General features: G+C 36.8%; 5 protein-coding genes. All 5 read right to left on the bottom strand.

All coding sequences use genetic code 11. From position 1 onward, the window contains the following. A partial coding sequence (locus DL92_RS19575) for an RHS repeat domain-containing protein (RefSeq protein ID WP_305879431.1) occupies positions 1-1,021 on the bottom strand: 1,021 nt, incomplete at its 3' end. Positions 1,022-1,318: 297 nt separating this feature from the next. Continuing rightward, positions 1,319-1,747, bottom strand: a complete 429-nt coding sequence (locus tag DL92_RS0114800; RefSeq protein WP_026668161.1) for a hypothetical protein — start codon at positions 1,745-1,747, stop codon at positions 1,319-1,321. 14 nt (positions 1,748-1,761) lie between these two features. Beyond that, positions 1,762-3,156 (bottom strand): RHS repeat domain-containing protein, encoded by a 1,395-nt coding sequence (locus DL92_RS0114795; protein ID WP_026668160.1) that lies wholly within the window; start codon positions 3,154-3,156, stop codon positions 1,762-1,764. Positions 3,157-3,229: 73 nt separating this feature from the next. Further along, positions 3,230-3,880, bottom strand: coding sequence for a hypothetical protein (locus DL92_RS0114790; RefSeq protein WP_026668159.1), 651 nt, complete (start codon positions 3,878-3,880; stop codon positions 3,230-3,232). 58 nt (positions 3,881-3,938) lie between these two features. Next, on the bottom strand, positions 3,939-5,028 hold a 1,090-nt coding region (locus DL92_RS19570; protein WP_034469415.1), incomplete at its 5' end, for an RHS repeat domain-containing protein.

The raw sequence follows: 5,028 nt of genomic DNA, 5'->3' as shown, positions 1-5,028 counted from the left end.
TAATTGTAGGCAAATTTCCATCATTATCAACAAGATTAATCGGATTCCCCCAACAATAGCCATAGTGATTCAGCGTAAACGGACTAATAATAAATCCTTTTACATTATCCTCAGACTGGAATCTGCCTGTTTCTGCCTTGTAGTATCTAGCCTGTGCAAACTTAAGCCCCGATACTTCATCTTCCTGATAGCCTGTAAAAGCAAATGGCTGAATTATATTGCCCTGTTTTGTGTATGCATGCTTCGAGTTATTGTTTCTTATATTGCCTGTAAACGGATCTATATTTCTTCCAAAGTCATCGAATGCATATGATGATACAACTGCTCCGTCAGTACCTGTCATGTACATAGGTGATCCAAGTTCATCCTGGATATAATAGAAGTTATTTCCTGACTTTGACATTGAGATTACGTTGTTATCATATATGAAGCTCTCTGTCTCGCCATTTACCGTTCTCTCAAGAAGGTTATAGTAATCCTTTGAAAGATCGCACAAATACTCTATCTTTTCTTCAGGTCTTACAGATGCCACCCTGAATCCAAGTCCGTTGTATTGGTTCTCAAGTTCTCCCTTGTCTTTATCGACTACCTTTGAGAGCATGTTTGTAGCATCAAAAGTAAAGGTCTTCTGTAAGAGACCGTTTATGAACTCTTTTGTCTGGTTACCTCTCTTATCGTAGTCGTAGGTCTTAAGGATTGCCTGAGAGTTATTAAGTTCCTTAGCTTCTACGAGTCTGTCAAGGACATCGTAAGTGTAAGAAGCCTTTATGCTTTCTTCTGTATCCGGCACAATCTCAGACATTGCTGTTCTGTTACCGAAAGCATCATACTCATATGCTGCCTTTGTTATTCCATCATGTGTTGTCTTTGTTAAACGTCCAATAGCATCATAACTGTATTCATATCTACCTGATACTTTGTCAAGGCCACGTCTGCTCCTGTCAATACCATTTATGAGCCCCGAATTATCGTAAGAATAGAAATACTTATCAAGTACGCCCTCAATATCAGTACTAATCATACTTTCAAGGTTTCCACCGGGCATATATGTATACGCCTGACTTACGCCATTTGCAAAAGTCTTCTTTGAAAGACGACCTATATTATCATAAGCATAAGTAGTTTCTTCTCCGTTTCCTATGATGCTCCTTAGCTGAAGCTTATCATCATAGTTATAAGAAACTACCCTTCCGTCAGGATATGTGAGCTTAGTCTTATTATATTATAAAACGGTAGCTTCACTATATGCTGAAACTACCGTTTTACCGCATTTAAACCTAAGCAATAACACCATTGCTCTATTTTGCTTATTCAAGCTCTATAACCGCATACTTTGAATGTGGTAAAGAGGTAACTTTAACTTTATCTCCTTTTTTATTTTCTCATAGTGTCCAACCACACTATATTCACACTCAGTTCCATCAATTTCAACCATTATAGAATTTGAAATGCCAAACACTCCGCTTACCACTTCCTGAGATGCTACTCCATGTCCAACAACATAATTGTTTGCATCAATTAGTGGTTTATCTTTTACTATAGGTATCACTTCCATTATCACATGCATAGCAACAATTGCAGGTATCAATAATTTATACGCCACCCTTGCTGCCTTATTGTTTCTCAAAAACTCATAATTATCCCAATATGAATTATTGATCAAAAAGAACAAAGCAGAAATAATACCAACTACAAGAAAAATCATTATTTCCAAAAACTTTTTATTAAATATATTCTGATACTCCATAATATATTTCCTCACTAATCTAAACACTCTTGTGCTTTACCTGTAAAAAGAACATCTAAATAATTCATAATAATATTACTGCCTCCATTAATACCAAAAGCAGCTCTACCTATATCATCTATAATTGTCCCCATACTTCGTGGATCAAATTCTCGTAAAAACCACAACGGATTCTTCAAAGCTTCTCTCATCGCATTAACATTTCCTGGAACAAAACCTTTAAGCAATGCTGCTCCTCCATCAAATGCTGCACCAACAATTGCCCCCCATTTAGCTTTTCTAATCATTTCATTTATAGAAACCTTATCCTCAGTAACAGCATTAGCCAACATATCATTCATGAGTGAGCCCGCTAATCCACCAACCGTATTCTGTAAAGGAATTCCAGAATTAGCTATTGCCCCTCCAAATGTTGCAGCTGCATATGTTTCGGGCGATGATATTTGACCATTTACCACATCTGTAAATACTTGTCCACCAAAACCTAATACTGCGCCTCCAGGATTTGCTGCAAAAGAACCAATTAAAACAGCTGTATCTGCCATCCCTCTTGCAGCTCCTTTTTCAAAACTCTCTCCATTAATCGCTGCATTTACTCCAAAAGCAGTTCCTCCTGCCAAACTTAACACTCCTACTGCTAAGCCCGCACCTGCTCCACCGGTCACAACTGTTATACCAACCGCTGCAGCAGTTATAGCTGTCGCATTTATTATCTCTTTATGATCACTATAGAAATCTCCAACAGCATTCGCAGCTTTTGTCACCCATTTCGCCCAATTACCATCATTATCAACCAAAACTATAGGATTGCCAAAGCAATAGCCATAATGATTGAGTGTAAACGGTCTGTCAATGAATCCCTTTACGTTATCCTCTGACTGGAATCTTCCTACTTCTGCCTTATAGTATCTCGCCTGTGCAAATTTAAGTCCCGATACCTCATCTTCCTGATAGCCGGTAAAAGCAAAGGGCTGAATGATATTACCGTTTGTTGTGTAAGCGTACTTTGATGCATTCTGATTTCTGTCGTTACGTACTTTTCCTGTTAACGGATCGATATTTCTTCCAAAATCATCGAAGGCATATGATGATACAGCTACTCCGTCCATACCTGTCATGTACATTGGAGAGCCAAGCTCATCCTGAAGATAATAGTAGTTGTTGCCTGATTTTGACATCGAGATCACGTTGTTATCATAAACAAAGCTCTCTGTTTCGCCGTTTACCGTTCTCTCAAGAAGGTTGTAGTAATCCTTTGAAAGATCGCAAAGATACTCTATTCTTTCTTCAGGTCTTGTAGACTCTACTCTAAATCCAAGACCATTGTAGAAGTTTTCAAGTTCTCCCTTGTCTCTGTCAACTACTTTCGAGAGCATGTTTGTAGCATCAAAAGTAAAGCTCTTCTGCAAGAGACCTTTTATAAATTCCTTTGTCTGGTTTCCTCTCCTATCATAATCGTAAATCTTAAGGATTGCCTGATTTTTATATTATTGCTTTCATTTGTCTGATATATAAAAATGATTCATTCATACCTATATCTGTTTTTTGGTTCAATATATCTGCCGCAAGTAAATAATCATCACTTTTCACTTTACTTATAACTTCTGAAATATCCACATTGCTTTCGCCAAAACATTGCACTGTATTTTCTTTATCAAACATATATCGCGACTGATTCTCCATATTTGAATAGTAATATAATGGACTATCAGAATACATTCCAAGTATTCCACGTTCAACAAAAAAATCTTTTAGTAGACCATAGTTAGATAAATAAAATGGAAGCTTTATCTTTTTTCGATTATATAGCTTTATGATCAGCATCGAATTGGTGTATTGTCCGCAACTATCCAAATATATTTTACAAACATCTCCCCAACGATAAATTTGCACTTTCCCTGTTGGCAAAACATGTATTATTTCTTCAGCAGAAAAAGTAATCTTCTCATTTACTATTGATAATAAAAATGGAATATTTAACACAACAAAAATAAAAGCAAAAATCAGCAACCATTTCATTATATGTATATCATATCCTATATAAATCAGATAAATTAGTGCCATCAAAAACACTATCTCAGTTAAAATACTATATAGGCATCGTTTATTAACTGTCACTTTATCTATACTCATTTTGTATACACTCTCTTTTCTCGATTTTTACACAAAACATAAAAATTGATTTATACGGCTATCCCTCACATACAATACCACCTACGCGGTTAACCAAATTATCTATTTTACTATCCACCCCTGCGGTTATTCTATTGTAAGCAAAATCAATTACATGTTCTTGCATAGTATAACAAAAAACCATTTTTGCAGCTTCCATTGCATCCGGCGCATAGCTAAATGCATACTTCGCGATAGAATCTAAAGTATTCTTCCCAATGCCTTTTGCTATATCTTTAATTCCATTTACATCATTAACCATTTCACCTTGAGCAATAAATTCCGATGCAATTTTTTCTAAAACAGGATGCTGACCATTTTGAAATAGTTTATTAGCAATTTTGGGTGCATTCTTCGCTAAAATTCCTGTAGCTTTCATCATACCACCAACTGCTAATGCATTAACTCCTGCACCTATAACATTACTTATTTTTTCTTCAGTAGTAAGTTCTCCATCAAGAGAGTCCTTAGCATTATTAAACACTGCATCTGTAACAAACTGCACGCCCATCGCCAATCCTGCGCATCCAGTTGCAATTGCTGTTCCTTCAATAGCACCTTGAGCGGCACTTAATCGAACCTTTTTCCAATCAATCTCTTCACCGCTTAGTTTCTGATCCAGATATTCCAATCCACCATTTACAAAGCCTCCAACAGCTGCTCCTATAAGTAAATGTAGCAACTTACCATTTCTATCAATTGCTATTATCGGTGTATTTAAACAGTACAAATAATGATTTTGTGTTTCTGGAACTTGCTCAAATCCCCTAACCTGATCCTCACCAATAAACCTGCCATTATCCGCACTATAAAATCTTGCCTGAGCAAACTTAAGACCCGACACTTCATCTTCCTGATAACCGGTAAACGCAAAAGGCTGAACGATGTTGTCGCTTGTTGTGTAAGCGTGTTTTTGCACGTTATGTTTTCTGTTGTTTCTTACCTTTCCGGTAAACGGATCGATATTTCTTCCGAAGTCATCGAAAGCATATGCGCTTACGGCAGCTCCGTCTGTACCTGTCATGTACATTGGAGAGCCAAGCTCATCCTGAAGATAATAGTAGTTGTTGCCTGATTTTGACATCGAGATCACGTTGTTATCATAAACA

Origin of the sequence: Butyrivibrio sp. AE2005 (assembly GCF_000686965.1) — a bacterium.
Taxonomy (GTDB): Bacteria; Bacillota; Clostridia; order Lachnospirales; family Lachnospiraceae; genus Butyrivibrio; species Butyrivibrio hungatei_A.
The sequence above is the reverse complement of the archived record's forward strand: the minus strand, read 5'-3'. Positions and strand labels throughout refer to the sequence as shown.

Coding starts and splice junctions, on each gene's coding strand:
- DL92_RS0114790 (WP_026668159.1), bottom strand. CDS start 3,880: ATGAGTATAGATAAAGTGACAGTTAATAAACGATGCCTATATAGTATT.
- DL92_RS0114800 (WP_026668161.1), bottom strand. CDS start 1,747: ATGGAGTATCAGAATATATTTAATAAAAAGTTTTTGGAAATAATGATT.